This window comes from Streptomyces sp. NPDC048523, from assembly GCF_043199815.1.
In the GTDB taxonomy this organism is placed as follows: domain Bacteria; phylum Actinomycetota; class Actinomycetes; order Streptomycetales; family Streptomycetaceae; genus Streptomyces.
The window spans coordinates 254015-274675 of the sequence record NZ_JBICWQ010000007.1; the positions used below are offsets into that span (position 1 = coordinate 254015).

Annotated in this window: 15 protein-coding genes and 1 pseudogene; 9 read left to right on the top strand and 7 right to left on the bottom strand. The window is 69.7% G+C overall.

What is annotated here, in order from left to right; genetic code table 11:
* On the top strand, positions 1–2217 hold the full coding sequence (gene katG, locus ACGFWE_RS33260; protein WP_352382202.1) for a catalase/peroxidase HPI: 2217 nt from the start codon (positions 1–3) through the stop codon (positions 2215–2217).
* 76 nt (positions 2218–2293) lie between these two features.
* Here the strand turns inward: katG and ACGFWE_RS33265 are convergent, their stop codons facing one another.
* Positions 2294–3469 carry a pyridoxal phosphate-dependent aminotransferase gene (locus ACGFWE_RS33265; RefSeq protein ID WP_352382204.1) on the bottom strand — a complete coding sequence of 392 codons (1176 nt, stop codon included), beginning with the start codon at positions 3467–3469 and terminating at the stop codon, positions 2294–2296.
* Positions 3470–3664: 195 nt separating this feature from the next.
* Here ACGFWE_RS33265 and ACGFWE_RS33270 point away from each other — a divergent pair, with 195 nt between their 5' ends.
* The 3 genes from ACGFWE_RS33270 to ACGFWE_RS33280 all read left to right on the top strand — a co-directional run bounded on the left by ACGFWE_RS33270 (position 3665) and on the right by ACGFWE_RS33280 (position 7231).
* Positions 3665–4873, top strand: coding sequence for a phosphatidylserine/phosphatidylglycerophosphate/cardiolipin synthase family protein (locus ACGFWE_RS33270; protein WP_393603754.1), 1209 nt, complete (start codon positions 3665–3667; stop codon positions 4871–4873).
* Between the two features lie 77 nt (positions 4874–4950).
* Positions 4951–5805 (top strand): YihY/virulence factor BrkB family protein, encoded by an 855-nt coding sequence (locus ACGFWE_RS33275; protein ID WP_352382206.1) that lies wholly within the window; start codon positions 4951–4953, stop codon positions 5803–5805.
* 535 nt (positions 5806–6340) lie between these two features.
* Positions 6341–7231 carry an alpha/beta fold hydrolase gene (locus ACGFWE_RS33280; RefSeq protein ID WP_393603756.1) on the top strand — a complete coding sequence of 297 codons (891 nt, stop codon included), beginning with the start codon at positions 6341–6343 and terminating at the stop codon, positions 7229–7231.
* A 238-nt stretch (positions 7232–7469) separates the two neighbouring features.
* On the opposite strand, the gene ACGFWE_RS33285 is transcribed toward ACGFWE_RS33280, so the two are convergent.
* Positions 7470–8732: a GDSL-type esterase/lipase family protein gene (locus tag ACGFWE_RS33285; protein WP_393603758.1), complete on the bottom strand. Its 1263-nt coding sequence runs from the start codon at positions 8730–8732 to the stop codon at positions 7470–7472.
* Between the two features lie 507 nt (positions 8733–9239).
* On the opposite strand from ACGFWE_RS33285, the gene ACGFWE_RS33290 reads away from it, so the two are divergent.
* From ACGFWE_RS33290 to ACGFWE_RS33310, 5 genes are all read left to right on the top strand, one after another.
* The gene (locus ACGFWE_RS33290) at positions 9240–10316 is read left to right on the top strand and encodes an alpha/beta hydrolase (RefSeq protein WP_393603760.1); all 1077 of its coding nucleotides are present in this window, start codon (positions 9240–9242) and stop codon (positions 10314–10316) included.
* A 528-nt stretch (positions 10317–10844) separates the two neighbouring features.
* A complete protein-coding gene (locus ACGFWE_RS33295; RefSeq protein ID WP_352382216.1) occupies positions 10845–11237 on the top strand; it encodes a nuclear transport factor 2 family protein in 393 nt (130 codons plus the stop codon).
* Between the two features lie 25 nt (positions 11238–11262).
* Positions 11263–11961, top strand: coding sequence for a type 1 glutamine amidotransferase domain-containing protein (locus tag ACGFWE_RS33300; RefSeq protein ID WP_393603762.1), 699 nt, complete (start codon positions 11263–11265; stop codon positions 11959–11961).
* Between the two features lie 119 nt (positions 11962–12080).
* A complete protein-coding gene (locus tag ACGFWE_RS33305; protein WP_393603764.1) occupies positions 12081–12950 on the top strand; it encodes a helix-turn-helix domain-containing protein in 870 nt (289 codons plus the stop codon).
* A 135-nt stretch (positions 12951–13085) separates the two neighbouring features.
* Positions 13086–14018, top strand: a complete 933-nt coding sequence (locus ACGFWE_RS33310) for an NADP-dependent oxidoreductase (protein WP_393603766.1) — start codon at positions 13086–13088, stop codon at positions 14016–14018.
* Between the two features lie 132 nt (positions 14019–14150).
* On the opposite strand, the pseudogene ACGFWE_RS33315 reads toward ACGFWE_RS33310, so the two are convergent.
* From ACGFWE_RS33315 to ACGFWE_RS33335, 5 genes and pseudogenes are all read right to left on the bottom strand, one after another.
* Positions 14151–14482, bottom strand: a pseudogene (locus tag ACGFWE_RS33315) (oxidoreductase); the annotation flags it as partial.
* A 308-nt stretch (positions 14483–14790) separates the two neighbouring features.
* Positions 14791–15672, bottom strand: coding sequence for a helix-turn-helix domain-containing protein (locus ACGFWE_RS33320; protein ID WP_393603768.1), 882 nt, complete (start codon positions 15670–15672; stop codon positions 14791–14793).
* Positions 15673–15732: 60 nt separating this feature from the next.
* Positions 15733–16638 carry a helix-turn-helix domain-containing protein gene (locus ACGFWE_RS33325; RefSeq protein ID WP_393603770.1) on the bottom strand — a complete coding sequence of 302 codons (906 nt, stop codon included), beginning with the start codon at positions 16636–16638 and terminating at the stop codon, positions 15733–15735.
* Between the two features lie 411 nt (positions 16639–17049).
* Entirely contained in the window at positions 17050–18378 is a 1329-nt protein-coding gene (locus tag ACGFWE_RS33330; RefSeq protein ID WP_352382227.1) for a class I SAM-dependent RNA methyltransferase, read from the bottom strand.
* 69 nt (positions 18379–18447) lie between these two features.
* Entirely contained in the window at positions 18448–20496 is a 2049-nt protein-coding gene (locus ACGFWE_RS33335; protein WP_352382229.1) for an APC family permease, read from the bottom strand.
* Positions 20497–20661: the final 165 nt, after the last annotated feature.

Below are 20661 nucleotides of genomic sequence, written 5' to 3' on the forward strand. Positions count from 1 at the left end.
ATGTCTGAGAACCACGACGCAATCGTCACCGACCCCAAGCCCGAGGGCACCGGTGGCTGCCCGGTCGCGCACGGGCGCGCCGCGCACCCCACCCAGGGCGGCGGCAACCGCCAGTGGTGGCCGGAGCGGCTCAACCTGAAGATCCTCGCCAAGGACCCGGTCGTGGCGAACCCGCTGGGTGCGGACTTCGACTACGCCGAGGCGTTCCAGGCCCTCGACCTGGACGCCGTGAAGCGGGACATCGCCGAGGTGCTGACCACCTCGCAGGACTGGTGGCCCGCGGACTTCGGCAACTACGGCCCGCTGATGATCCGGATGGCCTGGCACAGCGCCGGCACCTACCGCATCAGCGACGGCCGCGGCGGTGGCGGCCGCGGCCAGCAGCGCTTCGCGCCGCTGAACAGCTGGCCGGACAACGGCAACCTGGACAAGGCCCGCCGTCTGCTGTGGCCGGTGAAGAAGAAGTACGGCCAGTCCATCTCCTGGGCCGACCTCATGATCCTCACCGGCAACGTCGCCCTGGAGACCATGGGCTTCGAGACCTTCGGCTTCGCCGGCGGCCGCGCCGACGTCTGGGAGGCCGACGAGGACGTCTACTGGGGTCCCGAGACCACCTGGCTCGACGACCAGCGCTACACCGGCGACCGTGAGCTGGAGAACCCGCTCGGCGCGGTCCAGATGGGCCTCATCTACGTCAACCCCGAGGGCCCCAACGGCAACCCGGACCCGCTGGCCGCCGCCCGCGACATCCGCGAGACCTTCCGCCGCATGGCGATGAACGACGAGGAGACCGTCGCTCTCATCGCCGGTGGTCACACCTTCGGCAAGACCCACGGCGCGGGCCCGGCCGACGCGGTCGGCAACGACCCCGAGGCCGCCTCCATGGAGGAGCAGGGCCTGGGCTGGAAGTCCACCTACGGCACCGGCAAGGGCGGCGACGCCATCACCTCCGGTCTCGAGGTCACCTGGACCACCAAGCCCACCCAGTGGAGCAACGACTTCTTCGACATCCTCTTCGGCTACGAGTGGGAGCTCACCGAGTCCCCGGCCGGCGCCAAGCAGTGGGTGGCCAAGGACTCCCAGGAGATCATCCCGGACGCGCACGACCCGTCGAAGAAGCGTCGTCCCACGATGCTCACCACCGACCTCTCGCTGCGCTTCGACCCGATCTACGGCGAGATCTCCAAGCGCTTCCACGAGAACCCGGACCAGTTCGCGGACGCCTTCGCCCGCGCCTGGTACAAGCTGACCCACCGTGACCTGGGCCCGAAGTCCCTGTACCTCGGCCCGGAGGTCCCGGCGGAGACGCTGCTGTGGCAGGACCCGCTGCCGCAGGCCGAGGGCGAGACCATCGACGCCGGTGACATCGCGTCCCTGAAGGCCAAGGTCCTGGAGACCGGCCTCACGGTCTCGCAGCTCGTCTCCACCGCGTGGGCCTCGGCGTCCACCTTCCGCGGCAGCGACAAGCGCGGCGGTGCCAACGGCGCCCGCATCCGCCTGGAGCCGCAGCGCGGCTGGGAGGTCAACGACCCCGAGCAGCTCACCCAGGTGCTGCGCGTCCTGGAGGGCATCCAGGCCGACTTCAACACCGGTGCCAAGAAGGTCTCCCTGGCCGACCTGATCGTCCTCGCGGGTGCCGCAGCGGTCGAGCAGGCCGCCAAGGACGCCGGCTACTACGTGGAGGTCCCCTTCACGCCGGGCCGTGTGGACGCGACCGAGGAGCACACCGACGTCGAGTCCTTCGCGGCGCTGGAGCCGGTCGCGGACGGCTTCCGCAACTACCTCGGCAAGGGCAACCGCCTGCCGGCCGAGTACCTGCTGCTCGACAAGGCGAACCTGCTCACTCTGAGCGCCCCCGAGATGACCGTCCTCGTCGGTGGTCTGCGTGTCCTCGGCGCCAACCAGGGCGGCACGGCGCACGGCGTCCTCACCGACCGTCCGGGCGTCCTGACCAACGACTTCTTCGTCAACCTGCTCGACCTGGGCACGACGTGGAAGTCCACCTCCGAGGACCAGACGGCCTTCGAGGGCCGTGACGCGGAGACGGGCAAGCTGAAGTGGACCGGCACCCGTGCCGACCTGGTCTTCGGCTCCAACTCCGAGCTGCGCGCGCTCGCCGAGGTCTACGCGAGCGACGACGCGAAGGAGAAGTTCGTGAAGGACTTCGTCGACGCGTGGGTCAAGGTCTCGAACCTGGACCGCTTCGACCTGGTCTGAGTACCTGTCGGAACACCTGTCGGAGCATCTGAATGACGCGGGGGCCGGTCCACACGGACCGGCCCCCGTGCCGTGTCTAGGCGAGCGTGGCCATGAACTTCCCGAGCCGCGCGATCCCCTCGCGCAGTTCGTCGGCCGAGGCCGCGTAGGACAGCCGTACATGGGTGTCGGCGGTGGCCACCCCGAAGTCCCGCCCCGGCGTGAGCGCGACGTGCGCCTCCCGCAGCGCCCGCCCGCAGAACTCCCACGAGGTGAGCCCGGTGCCGCTGACGTCGAAGTAGACGTAGAAGGCCCCGTCCGGCGGCACGGGCACCGGCAGCCCGATCTGCTCGAGGCCGTCCAGGACAAGGGCCCGCCGCCGCTCGAACTCGGCCCGCCGCTCCTCGCACACGGCGAGCGACTCGGGCGTGAAGCAGGCGAGCGCGGCGTACTGGGCGGGGGTGGAGGCACAGATCATGTAGTTCTGGGCGAGCCGCTCCAGGGCGGGCACCAGCGCCTCGGGCACCACACACCAGCCCAGCCGCCAGCCGGTCATCCCGAAGTACTTCGAGAAACTGTTGATGACCACGGCTTCCGGGTCGTACGACAGCACACTGCGCGGCGGCCGCCCGTGCTCGTCGTGGTCACCGAGGTCGAGGTAGATCTCGTCGACGATCCGCCAGGCGTCCCGCTCCCGGGCGAGCTCGCAGATGGCCGCCAACTCGTCGGCCGGGACGGAGGTGCCGGTCGGGTTGGAGGGGCTCGCGACCATGATCCCGCGGGTGCGCTCCGTCCAGTACGACCGTACGGAGGCCGCGTCCAGCTGGTACCGCGAGCCGGCACTGGTGGGCACGAGCGTGACCCGCGCCCCGAAGCTCTCGGCGATCTGCCGGTTGCACGGGTACGAGGGGTCGGCGATGAGCACCTCGTCCCCGGGATCGACGAGCGCGGCGGCGCCCAGCACCAGCGCGGCCGACGCCCCGGCGGTCACGACGACCCGGCCCGGATCGACGTCGACGCCGTGCCGCTCACCGTAGAACCGCGCTATGGCCAGCCGCAGTTCGGGCAGCCCGAGCGCCCCCGTGTACGTCATGGGCCGGCTCCCCACGGTCCCCCGCAGCGCGTCCAGCACGGCCGGCGGCGCCCCGAAGTCCGGTTCCCCCAGGCTGAGCTTGACGACGTGCTGCCCCTCGGCCTCCAGCGCCGCGGCGTGCTTGCCGAACTCCATGGCGTAGAACGGCGCGACGGACTGGGCGCGTTGCGAGATCCTCATACGGCGGGCCTCCCGGGGGGCATGTGATCGAGGGCTCCAGAAGGGCCACGCAAGGGTGCGGTGTGTCAGCGACATCGTGCCGCAGGAACCCGGAGCCGGGGTAATCGTGTGCCGTGGGGTCCACCGGGAAGGTGGTTGTTCGGGCTCGCTCGGCCCCGTGACGTTCCCGCTTCATGACCCCTTCGGAGACCCGGCGTGACACTCGGCGGCATACCCGCACCTTCCGCACAGGACACCGCTCCCGACCCGGAGGCGCGCAAGCAGCGTCTGCGCCGCCGCCTGGAGCGGCTGATCGGCGTGGCCGCCACCGAGGGCAACGACCTGGTGCCCCTGCGCAACGGCGACGAGATCTTCCCCGCGATGCTCGGGGCGATCCGTTCGGCCCGGCACACCATCGACATGATGACGTTCGTGTACTGGCGGGGGCAGATCGCCCACGACTTCGCCGACGCGCTGGCCGAGCGCGCCCGCGCGGGGGTACGGGTGCGACTGCTGCTCGACGGCTTCGGCGCCAAGGAGATCGAGCGGCGGTTGCTGGACCTCATGAGTGCCGCGGGCGTGCAGGTGGCCTGGTTCCGCAAACCCGCATGGCTGTCGCCGTTCAAGCAGAATCACCGCTGCCACCGCAAGGCCCTCGTCGTCGATGAGGGCACCGCCTTCACCGGCGGCGTCGGTATCGCCGAGGAATGGTGCGGCGACGCGCGCAACCCCGCCGAGTGGCGGGACACGCACGTCCAGGTGCGCGGTCCGGCCGTCGACGGCATCGCGGCAGCGTTCGCGCAGAACTGGGCCGAGTGCCACGACGAACTCTTCGACACCCGGGACCGCTTCACGGAACACGCGCAGGCGGGCTCGTCGGTGGTACAGGTCGTCCGCGGCTCCGCCAGCATCGGCTGGCAGGACATGCAGACGCTCATCAGGATCATGCTCAGCTCCGCCGAGGAACGCTTCAGGCTGGCCACCGCCTACTTCGCCCCGGACGCCTACTTCATCGACCTGCTGTGCGAGACCGCTCGTCGCGGCGTGCGGGTCGAGATCCTGTTGCCCGGTCCCCACACCGACCAGCGCGCCTGCCAACTGGCCGGCCAGCACCACTACACGCGTCTCTTGCGGGCCGGGGTGCACATACGTCAGTACCAGCCGACCATGATGCACGCCAAGATCATCACCGTGGACTCGGTGGCCTCGCTCATCGGATCCACCAACTTCAACCGCCGGTCCATGGACCACGACGAAGAGGTGATGCTCGCCGTCCTGGACGAGGAGTTCACCGCCTGCCTCGACCGGGACTACGAGGCGGACCTCGAGCGCAGCGTGGACATCGACCTCCATCGGTGGAGACGGCGGGCCGTGCTGCAACGCGTCGAGGAAGCCGCGGTCGGACCGATCCGCCGCTTCCTGTGAAACGCACGAGGCGGCGCGGCGACCGCGGCTCACGGACAACGCCGCCCTCTCCGCCAGAACGGACAGAGAGCCCTGCCATGGATGACGCAGACGGGCGTACCGCCCGTTGGTGGACGGCGCTGCGCCGGACGCCGGTGGCCGTCTGGAACGACGACATCACCGACTGGGCCGCGGCGCTGACCTATTACGCGGTACTGGCCCTTTTCCCGTCGCTGCTGGTGATCCTGTCGATTCTCGGTCTGGCCATGCCCACCGCCGAGCCGGGCGTCATCGACCGCATGGTGCAGGCCACTCCTGCCGCGTCCCGTGCTCTGCTGCGCGGCACCCTGCGGCAGATGGCCGGGCAGGAGTCGACGGCGTGGACGCTGATCTTCGCCGGAGGGACGGGTGCCCTGTGGTCGGGGTGCAGCTATCTGAGCGTCTTCCGTCGGGCGCTGTACTCCATGCACCGCATCGACGCGGACCGGCCGGTCTGGCGTACCGCTCCGCGCATCGTCGCCACGGCCCTGGTGCTGCTCGCCCTGCTCCTCACGTCGACCCTCGCACTGCTGCTCAGCGGCGGCCTCGTCCGGCGTCTGGGCAGCGCGCTGGATCTCGGCACCGGACCGCAGGCCGCCTGGGACACTCTGCGGTGGCCGGTCATCGCCGCGGTGGCCGTCGCCCTGGTACTCGTTCTGTACCGTTCGGGCCCGGGGTGCTCCCGCCCCGTCGGGCGGATGGCGCCCGGCGGCACCTTGGCGGTGGCCCTTCTGCTGGCCGTCTCTCTCGGGTTCGCCCTGTACACCTCGCATGTCGGCACGTACAGCCGTCTGTACGGCTCGCTCGCGGGCGTCGTGGTCTTCCTGATCTGGTTGTGGCTGTCCAACCTGGCACTACTGGTCGGCGCCCAGTTCAACGCCGAACTGGCGAAGGAGCCCGGTCACGGGGGATGAGCGGAATGCGGCTGCGGTGAGTGTGGGTGAGTGCGTCCCTCCCGACCGCCCCTACCGACGCGCTCCCCGAGAGACCGGGCGGCCATGGGCCGGCCCCCGAGGTCACCGTGGCCACGGTGACGCCCCTGCACCCGGGCGGCCGGATCGGCGTGCGCACACCGTGATCCGCCGCACGGTCGAGCGGGAGGCGAACGCCCGAGCAGCGGTCATGGGCGAGGCGCCGGACGCTCGGGCCGGCCGGTGGGGGACGCCTCGCCGGGTTCGCCCCGCACGCCGCCGACCGACTTCTGCCCGAGGGTCCCAGCAGGAGGCGGGCGCATATCCGCGACTCCCCACACACCGGCAGCCGGGCACCGCCTGGGACCGTCCCGGCTGAACTTCGCGAGCGGGATGCCAGTGCCACACGACATCCCGCCGGGCTCGATCCGCCGGCCGCTCCTCCGGCAGACGGGCAGAGAACTCGCCACACTTGCACTTTGAAACCGATCGGTTTACGGTACTGGAAACCGATCAGTTTCTCATTGTGGAGGCGGACATGACCGCACTGAAGCCCGGCCAGACGTCACGCCCCACCATCGACATCCCGGGGACCACCAGCCACACCCTGACCCCGCGCACAGGACGTCACCGTCACGAGGGAACCCTGCGCTACCTCAAGGCGGGCTCCGGCGCTCCCCTGGTCCTGCTGCACACCGTGCGCACGCAGGCCGAGCACTTCCGCCTCCTCATCCCGCTGCTCGCGGACCGGTACACCGTGTACGCCCTCGATCTGCCGGGGATGGGCTACTCCGAGATCGTGCCCGGGGCGTCCTACGACGAGCCGGCGATGCGTGCGGGCGTCGAGCGGCTGCTCACCGAACTCGACCTCCACGACGTGACGTTGGTCGGAGAGTCCATGGGGGCGGTGCTCGCCCTGACCACCGCGGCCGACCTGCCGGACCGGGTACGACGCGTCATCGCGGTGAACACGTATGACTTCCCCGGCGGAATCGCCCGTTCCAGTCTCCTCGCCCGTGTGGTGGTCGGCGGAGTCCTCGCACCCGGAGTGGGCCCGGTGATCGCCGGCGTGGAGCCCAGGACCGCTCTCCGCAAGATCCTGCAGGGCGGCCTCGGCGACAAGAGCGCCCTGCGCGAGGATTACGTGGACGAGCTCCTCCAGGTGGGCGCCCGCCCCGGCTACCCGACCGTAGCCCGGGGCGTGTACCAGGCCCTGCCCAGCCTCATCGCGGCCCGCTCCCGCTACCCCGAGGTGAAGGCGCCCGTCCACTTCGTCTACGGCGAGAAGGACTGGTCCCGTCTCTCGGACCGCGAGGCCAACAAGCACCTGCTGCCGACCGCCGACTTCACCCAGGTCCTGAAGGCGGGCCACTTCATCGCCCTGGAACGCCCGGACGTCCTGGCCGACCTGCTGACCGCGACGGCGTGACGACCCGTGGCCGTCCCTGCTGAGCCGGCCGAACGCCACTCTCCCGGCGCCCAGTTCTCCGCGTTCCCTCCCGGCCGCCCAGGTCAGGCACCTTTGGCCACCGGCTCCAGAATCGCCACGCGCTCCGCGTGCGACGTCATCGAAAACATGTCGCATGGAGCGAAGATCGTAGAAAAATGGCAGGTCAAGCCGCGCTTTCCGACCCTTCAATGAGCCCGACGGCCCCGCGGCGTGCGGGTCAGCGGAGCTGCGCGAGATCGATGGCGTTCGCCATCGCCTGGTCGCCCGCGGAGTTCGGGTGCAGGTGGTCTCCGCTGTCGTAGGCAGGCAGGAGCTTCAGCGGGTCGGACGGGTCGGCCATCGTCCTGGCGAAGTCGATGGTGCCGTCGAAGGCATGACTGGTGCGGATCCAGTGGTTGACCTTCTGGCGGATCGCGTCGCCGGCGGCGGTGTAGTAGGGGTCGCCCTTGGTGTTGGTGTAGGCGGCGTCCTTGTAGGGGAGGAGGGTGCCGCCGTAGATGCGGACGTGGGCGGCGTGCGCCTTGGCGATCAGGGCGCGGTAGCCGTCGATCAGGTCCCGGGCGGTGAGTGCCTTGCCGCCGGGGCCGGCGTTGTTGCCGATGTCGTTGATGCCTTCGAGCAGGATCACGCTGCGGACCCGGGGTTCGCCCAGGGCGTCGTGGGTGAAGCGGTCCAATCCGCTGACGCCCAGTTCGGGCTCGGCGGCCGGTGCGTCGGTGAGGAGCCGGTTGCCGCTGATACCTGCGTTCACAACGCCCAGGCGGCTGCCACCCGGCTGCGCGGCGAGGCGGCGGGCGAGGTCGTCCGGCCAGCGGGTGTTGGTGCCCGGTGAAGAGCCCCATCCGTCGGTGATGGAGTCGCCGAAGGCGACCAGGGTGCTGCGTGCGCGGGGGTTGAGAACGTCCAGGCCGTCCAGGAAATACCAGGAGCTGGTCGTACTGGGGTAGTTCGCGGTGCCGGTGTCCGCGGTGTGGTCGCCCGTCCTGGAGGTGTAGCTGGTGTCCCGGGCGACGGAGTGGAAGGTGGCGGGGCCGGTCGTCTTGGGTAGATAGACGCTGACCAGCAGGTCCTCGTCAGCGGCGGTGGTGAAGTCGACGGCGTCACTGCTGAGTTCGCCCCCGGCCGGGATCACCGCTCCGGTGGCTCCGTGAAAGGTGACCTTGTGCCGGGTGCGGGCGGCGAGACTGCCGCCCGAGGTGCGTACGGCGACGCTCACGGCACCGATCACCAGCGGCGCGCTGCCGTATGCGTTACTCAGCCGCAGCCGCACCTTCCTGCCCGCGATGTTGGTGTGCACCACCATCCGCACCGTCCGGTCGGAGAGACTCGCCCCGCCGGCCGTCATGCCGGCTTCCCAGCCGCCGATCCATGGCTGCCCTGCGGCGTCGGCCGCCGCCGTCACCGTCGCTGATGCGGCGAGCATCCCGGACACCAGCAGTACCGCGGTGGCCCTCCGAGTGCGTCGCGTGCCGAATGTCATCTTCATCCACTCCACCGATAAGTCGCTGCACGCGCTCACCCAGCCCTGGTAGACACCGCTGTGTGGGAAGACGCGCTGATGTGCCGTTGAGCCTTGCACGGCAGCTGAGCGATGTGAGGGGGGAGAAATCTTCCCCGTTTGCTCCACGCAGAGGGGGTAAGACGCAGCGCCCTTGCAGCGTCGCCGGGACGTGATGGTGAATCACGAGCCGTCGTGTGGTGCGGGGGTAGCAGAACCAAGGCCGCCATCGCTGCCTCATCCCCTGGACCGCGGCGTAGAAGGCAGCCGACCCGTCGGCGTCCAGGTCACCGGGGAGCCGACCCGCATCGATGTCGGCACGGATACAGCCTGTGATGAGGCAACCCGGCCACTGCCGTGCGGGCGTCCTGGCCCTGCTCCAAGCGGGCTCCGTAGGTGCGTGCGTACAGCTGGACGGCGTTGTCGACAGTTAGCGAGGCGACCGACGTCGACGACCCGAATCACGAGCCTGTCAAGGGTGCCGGAGCTGTGGAACGTACCCGGGGAATGAGAAGGCCAGTCGCCGACCCGGGAATTCGCGTCCAGGGGACGAATTCCTCCCCCCATCGCGAGTGGACAGCATCTCCGCATCCGCGAATCATGGTGTGCGGACCGCCGCTTGGCGGATCGACGGCGACGAAAGTGAAAGGCGCCATGATCCAGACTGTTTCGTTCAGGAACAAGGCGGTGGAAATCGCGGCACACCTTCACCTGCCGGACGATTTCGACGAAGAAAAGAAGTACCCCGCCCTCGTCGGAATTCACCCGGCCGGCGGTGTCAAGGAACAGACCATCGGCCAGTACGCGAAGCGGCTGGCCGCCCATGGATTCGTCACGGTGGTCTACGACTCTTCCTACCAGGGGGAGAGCGGCGGCGAACCCCGCCTCTTGGAGGACCCGCCGACCAGAGTCGAGGACGCTCGGTGTGCGGCGGACTTCCTGACCACTCTCCCGTACGTCGACACCGAGCGGATGGGCGTGTTCGGTATCTGCGCCGGTGGCGGCTACGCGATCAGCGTGGCCCAGACCGAACACCGCTTCAAGGCGGTGGCCACCGTCAGCGCGGCTCCGATGGGCGAGGGCTCCCGGGCTTTCCTGGGCCGGCTCTCCCCGGTGCCCGAACAGATCAAGACCCTGGAAGCGGTCGCCCAGCAGCGCACGGCGGAGGCGAACGGAGCGGCGCCGGTCTACGCCCCGTTCGTCCCGGAGACGCTGGAAGAGATCGACGACAACACACCGGACCTTCTGCGTGAGGGATACGACTATTACCGGACTCCGCGTGGCCGGCATCCCCGTTCGAAGGGTCGTTTCCTGCTGACCAGCCTGGACAAGATGTACGCATTCTCGGCGTTCGACCAGATTCCGGAGCTGCTGACGCAGCCGATGCTCCTCATCGCGGGAAGCAAGGCCGACACCAAGGTTTTCAGCGACCAGGCGTACGAGCTCTCCAGCGGCCCGAAGGAATTGTTCGTCGTCGACGGTGCGACTCACATCGCCATGTACGACGTACCCGAGTACATGGATCAGGCGATCACCAAGATGGTGAAGTTCTTCGCCGTCCTCTGACAGCGGAATTCCTTCGAGGAGCACGATCACCATGTCCGATCCCGGCCGCCCAACCATCGCCATCTCCTTTCATTCCGATGTCGTCCGGATCCGTCCAGCTGTGCCCACTGCCCGTCGGTGATGGTGTCGACCGGGGGCCGGACTGGCCGCGGGCTTCACCGACTCCGGAGCCAAGAGCGGCGACAAGTCCTCCGCCCTCGGCCACTTCGCCACCCCGGCCGCCCAGCACGGCATGCACGGCATGCACGGCATGCACGGCATCAGCCTGGGCCTGCTGCCGGGCCGGGACTCCACCACCGGCAGCGAGGACGACATCAACCGACTGGGCTTCTTCCTCGGCGCCGGCGCCCAGAGCCCGACCGACGCCGTTCCGGAAGCGGTCCACACGTCGGACATCGCCACCGCGGAGCACCTGGGCGTCGCGTCGCACGCCAGGCCGCGATCTTCCGCGCCGGCCAGACCGTCCTCGCCGCCTGATCACACCTGCCCTCCCCATCGCACCGATCCACCCTCAGCAAGGAGCAAACCGTGTCCGACTCCCCGCATCTCGCCCTCATTCGCCGGGTGTACGAATCCGGGATGGCCCCGGAAGTGACGAGTGAGGTCATGGCGCCGGACCTCGTCTGGGACATCACCCCCGGCTTCCCCAACAGCGGCGTCTACCACGGCTGGGACGACGCGGCGAAGAACTTCTTCGGCAGGACGATGCCGAACTACGAGTCCTTCGGCGCAGTGCCCGAGGAGTTCTACGCGGACGGAGAGGGCCACGTCTTCGTGTTCGGCCACTACCACGCCGAGACGAAGACCGGGAACAAGGCCGACGTCCGCTTCATCCACCTGTGGACCGTCCGCGACGGCAAGGCCGTGAGTATGCGGCAGGCCGCCGACAGCCACGTCCTCCAGGAAGCCCTCAAGGGCTGACACCCTCGTCAGGAGACCGACAACCATGGCGAAGATCCTCTTCGTGATCACCGCGTCCGACCACTGGACGCTGGCCGACGGCACCCGCCAGCCGGCCGGGTTCTGGGCCGAGGAAGCCCTCGGCCCGTACCAGGTCTTCAAGGAGGCCGGACACGAGATCGCCGCGGCGACCCCCGGCGGCGTGCCCCCCACCGCCGACGCCCTCAGCCTCACCCCGGACTTCAACGGCGGCGAGGAAGGCGCCGAGCGCATGCGGACCGCACTGCGGAAGGCCACCGAGTTGGCGAACCCGCTGCGCATCGAGGACGTGGACATCGACGACTACGCGGCCGTCTTCTACTCCGGCGGCTGGGGCCCGATGGAGGACCTCCCCGACAACGCCGAGTCCGGCAAGCTGCTCACCGAGTGGCTCGCCTCGGGCAAGCCGGTGTCCCTGGTGTGCCACGGCCCCGCCGCCCTGCTGGCCACCATCGGCCCCGACGGGACGTCCCCGTTCACCGGCTACCGCCTGACCGGCCTCTCCAATGCCGAGGAGAAGCAGAACGGTCTCGCGGACCGTGCGAAATGGCTGCTGCAGGACCGTCTCGTGGGCGATCTCGGGGCGGACTACCGAGAGGCCGACCCCTTCACCCCGCACGTCCAGGTCGACCGCACGCTGTACACCGGCCAGAACCCCTACTCGGCCGTCCCCCTGGCCCACGAACTCGTCAAAGCACTGAGCTGACAACCGGGCGGTGCTCTGCTGCGGCAGCGGAACGACGGGCTCACCGCCCACTGGCCGAACAGACAGGGGACGGATCTGTCCCCCTCACAACACGTGCCCTTTGTGCCACCCTGAAGGTCATGAACCGCAACCCGCATCTGAACGAGCTGGGTGAGTTCCTCAAGGCTCGTCGTGCCGAGCTCACCCCGTCCGAGGTGGGGCTGCGCGGCGGGCATCGGCGGCGTGTGAAGGGGCTGCGCCGTGAGGAAGTGGCCCTCCTCGCGGCGATCAGCACCGAGTACTACACCCGGATCGAACAGGGACGGCTACCGGCATCGGCTCCCCTGCTCGACGAGATCGCCCAGGTGCTGCGCCTCAACGACGCCCAGCGCACCTACCTCGTGCACCTCGCGGCGAAGGAGCGGGGGCGCCCGTCCACGTACCGCGAGCGCCAGCAGGTGGACCCCCAACTGCAGCGCATGCTGGACGACCTCACGACCTCCCCGGCCTTCGTCATCGGGCGGTGCACCGACATCCTCGGCTGGAACCGGCTCGCCGCCGCTCTGTGGACCGATTTCGGGCGCTACTCCGAGCACGAGCGCGTGTTCGTCCGGCTGCTGTTCACCGAGCCCTGGATGCGCGAGCTGTACGTCGACTGGGAGGAGGTCACCCGGCTGGCCATCGCCCAGCTGCGCATGGAGAGCGCGCGCTACCCCGACGACCAGCCTCTCACCGCACTGGTCCAGGAGCTCTCCGCCCGTGACGCGCAGTTCCGGCAGTGGTGGACCGAACACGACGTCGCGATGCGCGGCAACGGCGTCAAGAAGCTGCGTCACCCGGTGGTGGGCGAGCTGACGCTCGACTGGAACACGCTCACCTGCGGCACCGATCCCGACCAGCACATCATCGTGTGGAACGCCGAACCCGGGACCCCGTCCCACGACGGGCTGCGTCTCCTCGCCTCCTGGACCGCCGACCAGAAACCGACGGCGTCCGACGCGACCACCTGAGCCTGTCATGCACGGGGGGAGAAATGCGTCCCCCCTACGGCGGCATCCCCGCCAAGATCTTTCCCCTTTTCCGGGCGCACCCGAGACGCCAGAGTCGGACACCTCAGCGACCGCTCGTCAGACGAGGTGCTTCGCATGAAGGCAGTAGGTTTCACGGAATTCGGCGGGCCGGAGGTGCTCCGTGTCCTCGACCTGCCCGTCCCGGAGGCTGGTCCCGGCGAGGTGCGCATCCGGGTGCACGCGGCGACCGTCAACGCGGTCGACGCCCTCCAGCGCAGCGGCCCCGCCCGGTCGCCGGACGCCCGGCCGCCGTTCGTTCCCGGCATGGAAGCCGCCGGCGTCGTGGACCAGATCGGCGCCGGTACGGACACCGTCCTGGGCGTCGGTGACCACGTGATGGCGTTCGTGCTCGCCGACGGCGCCCGCGGCGCCTATGCAGAGCGTGTCGTCGTACCGGCGGAGTCGGTCGTGCGCGCTCCCCAGGGCGCAAGCGACGAGGAGGCCGCGTCGCTGCCGATGAACGGCCTGACCGCGCGCCTGGCGCTGGACACGCTCGGCCTGGAACCCGGGCAGAGCATCGCCGTCACCGGAGCGGCCGGAGCGGTGGGCGGTTACGCCGTCCAGCTCGCCAAGGCGGACGGGCTGCGGGTGGTGGCCGACGCCTCGGAGCAGGACGAGACCCTCGTCAAGGAACTCGGCGCCGACGTGGTCCTTCGTCGCGGAGCCGAGTATCCGGACCGGGTGCGTGCGCAGGTCCCGGAGGGCGTCGACGGGCTCCTCGACGGCGCGTCCCTCGGCGCTCTCACGGCCCGCGCGGTGCGTGACGGTGGCCGGGTGGTGACACTGCGTGGCTACGACGGTCCCGGCGAACGCGGCATCGTCTACGCGCCGATCGTCGTGTTCCGCTACGCCCGGGAGCGCGCCAGGCTGGACCGGCTTCGGCAGCAGGTGGAGGAAGGCCGTATCACCCTCCGGGTCGCCAGGACGTTCCCCGCGGAGCAGGCCGCCGAGGCACACCGGCTGCTCGCGGCGGGCGGTGTGCGGGGCCGACTGGTCCTGACGTTCTGATACGGGGCACGCGTGGGGGGCTGGCACGGCTGCTCTCGACGCCGTGCAGCGGGTGCAGCAGGACGGCGGGGGCGGGCTCGGCGACGTCGTGTGGCCGCCCCTTGCTGCGGGGTCTTGAAGAAACCGGGGTCGCGCGCGGACGCCGTGGTCCTTGGCAAGTTTGTCCAGGTGCACGGCGAACAGCGCGTTCGCGGTCTTGGCCTGCCCGCACGCCTGCCTGTCGTAACCCCGCTCCCGCTGGACGTCGTCCGAGCGGATGCCGGACATGTGGTGGTCGCCGGAGGAGACGGATACGATCCGGGCGCCGCCGGACGAGAGGGCCGGCCACAGATGATTGACAGAGCGAAGTGGCCGTGGTGACTGATCGCGAACTGCGCCTCCCAGCCGCGCCCCACCCGCGTTTCGGGGCACGCCATGATGCCGCTCTGGACGAGATCCAACAGCGCCGTCCGGCCACCCGCGAGGGCATGGACCTGACCCTCACCGACGCGGCGCGCGAGACCTCGGCGAGGCTGGATGGGGACCCGACCGGCCGACGGATCTGGTCGAACTCGTCGAGGAGTTGTCCTCACAGCTGTCGGGCTCGGACAGGGAACGACCGCACGTCCCGGGGCCCCGGGCCCGAGTCCGTCGTATGACGTGATCCCAGGGGCGTGCGGCGGACTTTGCCAGGCCCCGGCCCCACGACGGCGTGCCGACGGCCACACTTCCCGGGCGCGCCACGATGGCCCCCTGGCCGCACGGGACAGCGCCCGAACCGGGCCATCGGCCTTCAGGCTGTCGCATCCCGCGCGGGCCGGTGCGAGTCCGCAGTCCACGACGCCAGGAAGAGCAGCCCGTCGTGGGACGGGCTGCTCGGAGCGGCGGTCGAGACCAGCAGCTTCTGGGTCGGGTCGGCCGCGCAGGTCAGACTGTCCCAGTCGAGGGTGAGGTCGCCGACGATCGGGTGCCGCAGCCTCTTGGTACCCATGCGCAGGCCGTTCATCTGGCGGCCGGCCCACCACTGCCGGAAGTCGGCGTCGGCAACAGACAGTTCGCCGACGAGTGCGGCGAGCCCCGGGTCGCCCGGATACCGGACGGCTTCCAGGCGCAGATGGGCCACGCAGGTCCGGGCGTTCGTCCTCCAGTCGAGGCAGAGCTCCCGGAAGGCGGGGTCGGTGAAGAGCAGCCGCGCGTAGTTGCGCTTCTTCACGGGGATCCTGTCGAAGTCGGTGAGCAGAGCGGCTGCCAGGGGGTTCCAGGCGAGTACATCGGTGCGGCGGCCGAGGACGAGTGCGGGGGTGGTCGTCAGGTCGTCCAGGATGCGCCTGAGCTGCGGGTGGACCTTCTGCGCCGACAGGCGGCGGGGTTCCTGGTCGCCCTTCGACGCCAGGTCGAACAAGTGGGCGACCTGGTCGTCGTCGAGGTGCAGGACCCGGGCGAGCATGGCGAGCACCGGTCTCGACACCGGGGCGCGCCCCTGTTCCAGCCGGGCATAAGCGCGGGGACTGATCCCGGCGAGTCGGGCGACCTCCTCACGGCGCAGCCCCGGCACCCGCCGTGGTGCCCCCGACTCGGGAAGGCCGACGGCCCGCGGGCTGAGTCGGGCCCGGCACACCTTGAGGAATTCTCCCAGTTCGGGCAGAGGTTCTTGGGTGTACACAGCATTGAGCATCGCAGCATTCACCTGGAATGTGAGGGGGAGGCTTTTCTCCCCGGTCCGGGAACCGCCTTTTCATCGCGGGTCGGCATGACCGGTCGGCCCGTCGTACCGGTCGGACCCGCCGGTCATGAGCCCGCCAGGCCGACCTGTGCTCCGCGAGGCGAGGGCACGCAGTCCGTCGTACGACGGCGTGCCGGGCTCGGCTGTCCAGACGACGAGCTCCTGATCGGGATCTCCGCCGCAGGTCAAGATGGACCAGTCCAGGACGAGTTCACCCACGATGGGGTGACGGAACCTCTCGACGCCCGCCCCTCGGGACGGTAGGTAACGGCTTCCCCACCACTGCCCGAAGTCCCTGTCCTCCACGGAGAGTTCACCCACCAGCCCGGCCAGCCGCGGATCGTCGGGGTACTCGTCGGCCGCCACGCACAGACGGGCCACGCAGTCGCGTGCGACGGCCCGCCAGTCCGCGTACAAGGTCCGCATGGAGGGATCGGTGAAGAGGATGCGGACGCAGTTCCGCCTGCTCTCCGGCACCTTCGCGAAGTCGGTGAACAGGGCGGCGGCGAGTGGATTCCAGGCCAGGATGTCCATACGGCGGCCGATCACCACGCCGGGACTCGCGGTGAGATCGTCGAGCAGGCGGCGCAATTGGGTGTGCGCCTTCTGCGCGGTCGGCCGACGGTGTGGCGTCCGGTGCCGACCGGCCAGCTCGAACAGGCGGTCACGCTGGTGGCCGGACAGGCGCAGGACTCGGGAGAGTGCGGCGAGCAATGAAGCGGACGGCTGGACGCGGCCCTGCTCCAGCCGGGTGTAGTGGTCGGTGCTGACGGCGGCGAGTACGGCGACCTCTTCTCTGCGCAGTCCTGGCACGCGTCGGCCGCCGGTGTCGGGCAGACCGACGGTGTGCGGGGTCAGCTCGGACCTACGCGACTTCAGGAATTCTCCCAACTCGTTCGGATGCGCTTCGCCGGTCATGGCGCCAGTGTGGCACCGCCCGGTCCACGGCAAGGGGGTAAGGATCTCTCCCCTGTACAAGGAATTCCCCGCATGAAATTCTCCCCTTTGCGGACGCCCGCGGAAGCGACAGGGTCGAGGACGAATTCGATGGCCGAAACGGGCTGACACAGGGAAAGCACCTGTGCCGGCAGGCAGCACGCTTCAGGGAATGAGACTGTTTTCCACGTATCTCCCTTGCGACCGGCGCCCAGATGACCAGGAACTCGTCCTGAGTGCGGCCGTGCTGGCGGGAACGTCCTGGGACAGCGCCTGCGTGTCGCACCGCCCGTCGTGCTGCTGGTCGTGGGTGCTCTCATCGGCCTCGTCCCGGCCGTTCGGAAGACCCAACCACACACAACGGTCAGCCTCAGGAGTGAGAGAATACGCAGCTCAGAGGCCCTTCGCTGCGGGCTCCAGAATCGCCACGCACTCCACATGATGCGTCATCGGAAACAGATCGAACACCCGGAGCATCCGCACCCGGTACCCCCCGTCCCGGAAGTACCCCAGGTCCCGCGCCAGCGCCGCCGGGTCGCAGGCGACGTACGCGATGCGCCGCGCGCCCAGGGACGACAGGTGTTCGACGGTCTTACGGCCGGCCCCCGCCCGCGGCGGGTCGAGGACGATCAGGTCGACCTCCGTGATCCCGGTGCGCGGCAGCACCGACTCCACCTTGCCCTGTTCGATGCGGACCCGGTCGAAGGAGGCGAGGTTGTGCCGGGCGTCCTCGACCGCGCGCTTGCCGGACTCGATGCCGAGGACCGCGCCCTTGTCGCCGAGGCGGTCCGCCAGCGCCCCCGCGAACAGGCCCACACCGCAGTACAGGTCGAGCGCCATCTCGCCCTTGCGCGGCAGCAGGCCCTGCATGACCGCCTTCACCAGGGTGTCGGCCGCCTGCGGGTGCACCTGCCAGAAGCCGCCGCTGCCCACCCGGTGGGTGCGGCCGTCGGCCCGCTCACGCACGAAGGCACGGCCGTGGACGCGGTGGATGCCGCCGTCGTGCTCCTCGACGCGCATCACGGACACCGGCTTGTCCAGCTCCACCAGCGGCAGCCGGGCGCCCGGGCGGGGCTCCAGGATGACCATGCGGTCCTGGGAGCCGGTCGCCGCGATCGCCTCCACGGACGCCATCCCGGACCAGTCGCGCTCCTCGATCCCCAGCTCGCTGACGCCCGGCGCCGCGATCATGCAGTGCTCGATCGGCTCGACCTCGTGCGAACGGTGGCGGCGCAGACCGGCGTTGCCGTCGGCGTCCACCGCGTACTGCACGCGGGTGCGCCAGGCGGGCACCTCGCCCGCCGGCAGCTTGTCGCCCTCGGCCGGCATGACCGTGCCGTCCCAGCCGGCCTCCTCGGGGGTGAGACCGGCGAGCCGCTTCAGCTGCTCGGCGACGACCTCCCCCTTGAGACGCCGCTGGGCGCCGGGCTTGGCGTGCTGCCAGTCGCAGCCGCCGCAGCGGCCGGGACCGGCGTAGGGGCAGGGCGCCTCGATGCGGTCCTTGGACGGCTCCAGGATCGACACCGCGTCCGCGCGCAGGAAACGCGCTCCCTCCTCGCCCTCCGTCACCCGGGCCACGATCCGCTCACCGGGCAGCGTGTGCCGGACGAACAGGACCTGGCCGTCGTCCGTGCGGGCGATGCAGTGCCCGCCGTGCGCGACGGGGCCGACCTCGACTTCGAACTCCAGCCCCACCAGCGATTTCTTCGGTTCTGCCTGCATGGCGGGGTGACTCCACAACGTCAAGGGAAGCGGTGGGTCGACAACCCACCAGGACAACAGCCCACCAGTCTACTTCGGCGCCGGCGTCTCCTTCGCCCGCTGCTCGGCCGGACCGCGCCGCACCGCGCCGGGCGCGTTCCAATCCTGCCGCCTGCGAGCGCGCTTCTTCGCCGCCTCCGAGGACTGCAGCTGATAGGGCACCGAGGTCACCATGACCCCCGGCGTGAACAGCAGCCGGCCCTTGAGCCGGAGCGCGCTCTGGTTGTGCAGCAGATGCTCGTACCAGTGGCCGACGACGTACTCGGGGATGATCACGGACACCGCGTCGCGCGGCGACTCCTTCCGGAGCCCCTTGACGTAGTCGATGATCGGCCGCGTGATCTCGCGGTACGGCGAATCCAGCACCTTCAGCGGTACGTCGATCCCGCGCCGTTCCCACTCGGCGCGCAGCGCCTTGGTCTCGGCCGGGTCGACGTTGACGCTCAGGGCCTCCAGCGAGTCCGAGCGCATCAGCTTGGCGTAGGCGAGGGCGCGCAGCGCCGGGCGGTGGATCTTGGAGATCAGGACGACGGAGTGGACGCGGGACGGCCGGAGGCTGTCGTCGCTCGGGCCCTCGGGCGCCGCGATCTCCTCGGACACCCGGTCGTAGTGCTTCCGGATCGCCGTCATCGTCGCGTAGAAGATGCACATGCCGAGCAGGGCCACCCAGGCGCCGTGGGTGAACTTGGTGACCAGGACGACGACCAGGACGAGCCCGGTGAAGAAGGCACCGAAGGCGTTGATCGCGCGGGAGCGGATCATGTGGGTGCGCTTGGCGGCGTCCTTCTCGGTGGCCAGGTGGCGGTTCCAGTGCCGGACCATGCCGGTCTGGCTGAGCGTGAACGACACGAACACGCCGACGATGTAGAGCTGGATCAGCCGGGTCGAGTCGGCGCCGTAGATCCACACCAGGAGTCCGGCCGCTCCGGCCAGCAGCACGATGCCGTTGGAGAAGGCGAGGCGGTCGCCGCGGGTGTGCAGCTGGCGCGGCAGGTAGCGGTCCTGGGCGAGGATCGAACCGAGCAGCGGGAAGCCGTTGTAGGCGGTGTTCGCGGCGAGGAACAGCACGAGCGCGGTGGCCGCGGCCAGCACGATGAACAGGAAGCTGCCCTTGCCGAAGACGGCCTCGGCGACCTGGGAGATCACCGGGTTCTGGACGTAGTCGGCGCCGAGCGCGACGCCGTTGTGGATCAGGTCGACGGCCGGGTTCTCGGCCATGCGGACCTTGGTGACCATGGCCAGCACGATGATCCCGCAGAACATCGTCACGGCGAGCAGGCCCATCATCGCGAGCGTGGTCGCCGCATTCTTCGACTTGGGCTTGCGGAAGGCCGGTACGCCGTTGGAGATGGCCTCGACGCCGGTGAGCGCGGCGCAGCCGGAGGAGAAGGCGCGCAGCAACAGGAAGACAAGGGCGAATCCGGCCAGGCCCTGGTGCTCGGCCTTGATGTGGTAGTCCGCCGTCGGTGCCCGCATGGTGTCGCCCAGAACCAGACCGCGGAACGCACCCCACGCGATCATGATGAACACGCCCGTGACGAAGACGTACGTCGGAATCGCGAACAGCGAGCCGGACTCCTTCATGCCACGCAGGTTCATCAGCGTGAGCAGGATGATCACGGCGATCGCGCAGAACACCTTGTGCTCGACCACGAAGGGGACCGCGGAGCCGAGGTTCTCGATGCCCGAGGCGATGGAGACGGCGACCGTGAGGACGTAGTCGACCAGCAGGGCGCTGGCGACCGTGAGACCCGCCTTGGGGCCGAGGTTGGTGTTGGCCACCTCGTAGTCGCCGCCGCCGCTCGGGTACGCGTGCACGTTCTGCCGGTAGGAGGCGACCACCGTGAACATCAGCACGACGACCGCCACGGCGATCCACGGGCTGAAGTGGTACGCCGACACGCCCGCGATGGACAGGACCAGCAGCACCTCGCCGGGCGCGTACGCCACGGAGGACAGCGGGTCGGAGGCGAACACCGGGAGGGCGATGCGCTTCGGCAGGAGCGTTTCCCCGAGCCGGTCACTGCGCAGTGCGCGCCCGATGAGGATCCGTTTGGGCACGTCGGTCAGTTTGGACACAACAGAGAAGCGTAAGCGTTCGAAAGGAAGAACAACCACCCGGCACCCCGCATCTGCCCTCCGGGTGAAATCCGGACCCCCTCCGGCTACGGATTGCGCAGGTGAGCGGGGCGGCATGCCTATATGACAGGACCCCGCCCCTACTGCTCCCGGAGGTTCCATGCA

Bases quoted from the DNA above. Each gene is read 5' to 3' on its own strand.
- katG (WP_352382202.1), top strand. From the start codon at position 1: ATGTCTGAGAACCACGACGCAATCGTCACCGACCCCAAGCCCGAGGGC.
- ACGFWE_RS33265 (WP_352382204.1), bottom strand. From the start codon at position 3,469: ATGAGGATCTCGCAACGCGCCCAGTCCGTCGCGCCGTTCTACGCCATG.
- ACGFWE_RS33275 (WP_352382206.1), top strand. From the start codon at position 4,951: ATGGATGACGCAGACGGGCGTACCGCCCGTTGGTGGACGGCGCTGCGC.
- ACGFWE_RS33280 (WP_393603756.1), top strand. From the start codon at position 6,341: ATGACCGCACTGAAGCCCGGCCAGACGTCACGCCCCACCATCGACATC.
- ACGFWE_RS33285 (WP_393603758.1), bottom strand. From the start codon at position 8,732: ATGACATTCGGCACGCGACGCACTCGGAGGGCCACCGCGGTACTGCTG.
- ACGFWE_RS33300 (WP_393603762.1), top strand. From the start codon at position 11,263: ATGGCGAAGATCCTCTTCGTGATCACCGCGTCCGACCACTGGACGCTG.
- ACGFWE_RS33305 (WP_393603764.1), top strand. From the start codon at position 12,081: ATGAACCGCAACCCGCATCTGAACGAGCTGGGTGAGTTCCTCAAGGCT.
- ACGFWE_RS33310 (WP_393603766.1), top strand. From the start codon at position 13,086: ATGAAGGCAGTAGGTTTCACGGAATTCGGCGGGCCGGAGGTGCTCCGT.
- ACGFWE_RS33320 (WP_393603768.1), bottom strand. From the start codon at position 15,672: ATGCTCAATGCTGTGTACACCCAAGAACCTCTGCCCGAACTGGGAGAA.
- ACGFWE_RS33325 (WP_393603770.1), bottom strand. From the start codon at position 16,638: ATGACCGGCGAAGCGCATCCGAACGAGTTGGGAGAATTCCTGAAGTCG.
- ACGFWE_RS33330 (WP_352382227.1), bottom strand. From the start codon at position 18,378: ATGCAGGCAGAACCGAAGAAATCGCTGGTGGGGCTGGAGTTCGAAGTC.